Origin of the sequence: Anabaena sp. AL09 (assembly GCF_001672255.1) — a bacterium.
Classification (GTDB): Bacteria; Cyanobacteriota; Cyanobacteriia; order Cyanobacteriales; family Nostocaceae; genus Dolichospermum; species Dolichospermum lemmermannii.
In genome coordinates this window covers 63303-65529 of sequence record NZ_LJOQ01000080.1, presented here as the reverse complement: position 1 = coordinate 65529, position 2227 = coordinate 63303, and the positions used below count along the sequence as shown (strand labels likewise).

At 36.3% G+C, this 2227-nt stretch carries 4 protein-coding genes; 3 read left to right on the top strand and 1 reads right to left on the bottom strand.

What is annotated here, in order from left to right:
- The first annotated feature begins 96 nt into the window (after positions 1 to 96).
- Entirely contained in the window at positions 97 to 759 is a 663-nt protein-coding gene (locus tag AN490_RS15245) for a GUN4 domain-containing protein (protein ID WP_366925046.1), read from the top strand.
- Between the two features lie 363 nt (positions 760 to 1122).
- Here the strand turns inward: AN490_RS15245 and AN490_RS15240 are convergent, their stop codons facing one another.
- A complete protein-coding gene (locus tag AN490_RS15240; protein WP_300004995.1) occupies positions 1123 to 1335 on the bottom strand; it encodes a hypothetical protein in 213 nt (70 codons plus the stop codon).
- A gap of 81 nt (positions 1336 to 1416) precedes the next feature.
- On the opposite strand from AN490_RS15240, the gene AN490_RS15235 reads away from it, so the two are divergent.
- Both AN490_RS15235 and AN490_RS15230 read left to right on the top strand, forming a co-directional pair.
- Positions 1417 to 1683, top strand: coding sequence for a type II toxin-antitoxin system ParD family antitoxin (locus AN490_RS15235; protein ID WP_168653289.1), 267 nt, complete (start codon positions 1417 to 1419; stop codon positions 1681 to 1683).
- Entirely contained in the window at positions 1680 to 1973 is a 294-nt protein-coding gene (locus AN490_RS15230) for a type II toxin-antitoxin system RelE/ParE family toxin (protein WP_015079969.1), read from the top strand. Before AN490_RS15235 ends, AN490_RS15230 begins: the two co-directional genes overlap by 4 nt.
- The last annotated feature ends 254 nt before the right edge of the window (positions 1974 to 2227 follow it).

The following is a 2227-nucleotide window of genomic DNA, read 5'->3' as shown; positions in this document are numbered from 1 at the left end:
ACTGAATACTTAGAACCAGATTCAAATTTTCCAGCTAACTCATCTGCTTAGTACATATGTTTGTATCTCACTCAACTGATAACCGCTATATATAGTTTGTTAACGAATAGAGTTCCTGTTCCTGCTAATTATCGCGCTGAGGAAGATGTTAAGTTATCACCACCGCAAAAATTTAATCAGAATATTAGCGATAAGGTAAATACTGCTATTCTCAAAGGCATGGAGTTAGAACCTGTAAACCGTCCCCAAACTGTGCGGGAGTTTCGGGAGTTATTGGGTTTAATAAATCAAGAAGTACCATTAATATCATCCTGTGGAATGGACTACAGGAAACTCCGTAACTACCTCGAACAAGGGAAATGGAGAGAAGCAGACGAAGAAACAAGACGGGTAATGTTAGCGGTTGCGAAGCAGGAAAATGAAGGTTGGTTAAATTATGAACATATTAATAATTTTCCCTATGAAGACCTCCGAACTATTGACCAGTTGTGGGTAAAATACAGTGATGGAAAATTTGGTTTTTCTGTGCAAAAACGGATTTATCAAGGTTTAGGTGGAACGAGAGAACATAACCAGGACATCTGGGAGAAGTTCGGAGACAACGTAGGATGGAGAAAAGGAGGTGACTGGTTATACTACAAAGATATTACTTTTGACAAAAAAGCACCAGCAGGACACCTCCCCCAGCAGGAGGAGAAATTAAAATATTATTATTCGTTACATCGTAGATGGAAGGTTTGGAATCGGTTGCCAACATAGTGGTAGTCTCTTCTCTCACGTCGAGACTTGTAGATTGTAACATTTAAGGGGTACAGAAAATTATTAAGTCTGAATCAGGATATCCAGGATTTAAGGATTTACAGAATGTTAGTTTGCATCTAAATATCCCCGACTTCTGCGATAATTAATGTGATAAATGAGAAGATTGTTAAGAGTTGTCGTGTATCTGAAATTCTCAATTGTCTGAATCAGGATGTCCAGGATTAAAGGATTTACAGGATGGTAATTTTTAGATGGTTTGTTGGTGATGAAAGTTGTATTTGTCAGAATCAGGATAACCAGGATTAAAGGATTAACAGGATGGTAATTTATAGATGGTTTAAATTATTCAAAAATAATCATTCAAAAACATCCTGAAAAATCACCAACTCCCCACCAAAAATCATCCAACAACATCCTGATAGCGAAGCGTGGCGTAAGCCATCCCCACCAAAAATCATCCAACAACATCCTGATAGCGAAGCGTGGCGTAAGCCATAAATCCTCAAATCCTGGAAATCCTGATTCAGACAAATAAAAATCACCAACTCCCCACCAAAAATCATCCAATAACATTCTGTAAATCCTCAAATCCTAGACATCCTGATTCTGACAATTACGTTTATAATGAAAATTATCAGTTATAGGAAATAGACAATGAATATTACCCTAAAACCAGAACAAGAACAGTTTATTCAAAACCAGTTAGCTCAAGGGAGATTTCCTAATGCTGAAGCAGTCATTAATCAAGCTCTAGAACTTTTACAAGAAAAACAACGAGAATATGAAGACTGGGTAGAAGATGTGAAAATTAAAGTGAATGAAGCCGCAGCAGAACTAGAACGAGGGGAAGGAGTTCCTTTAGAAACAGTTGTTGAACAGATACAGGCAAAATTTCGTCATGCGCGAGAGGAAAAAAAATGAATCAATGTTTGATTTCACCTCTAGCAATTCGAGATTTAGATAGCATTTCTGAATACTTTTTAAACAGAAATATTGAAGCGGGAGAAATACTCTTTCAAGATTTCACAAAAAAGTGTGAAAAATTACTGCAATTTCCTAATATGGGACGCAGTTACGAATACATAAGACAGGGAATGCGTGGACTTCCTTTAAATGGTTACATCATTTTTTATCAAGTTGTTGATAATAATGTGGAAATTCTTAGAGTCGTAAATGGTCGTCAAGATTTAGAAGCTTTATTCGCAGAATAGATGTTTTATTAACTGAGAATTTTGATCATCAATCAAATAATATCCAAAAAATTCCCCACATCACAAAAATCCTGACATCCAAAAAACTTCAACGCAAACCAACATCCTATAAATCCTAAAATCCTGGATATCCTGATATGGCTAACGCCACGCTACGCTATCAGACAATTAAATAAACCTACTTGTCTATCTCAGATTCTAACCATGTTTCCAAATCATTAATATCTACAAAATCTAATAATGCTTCTCCCAGC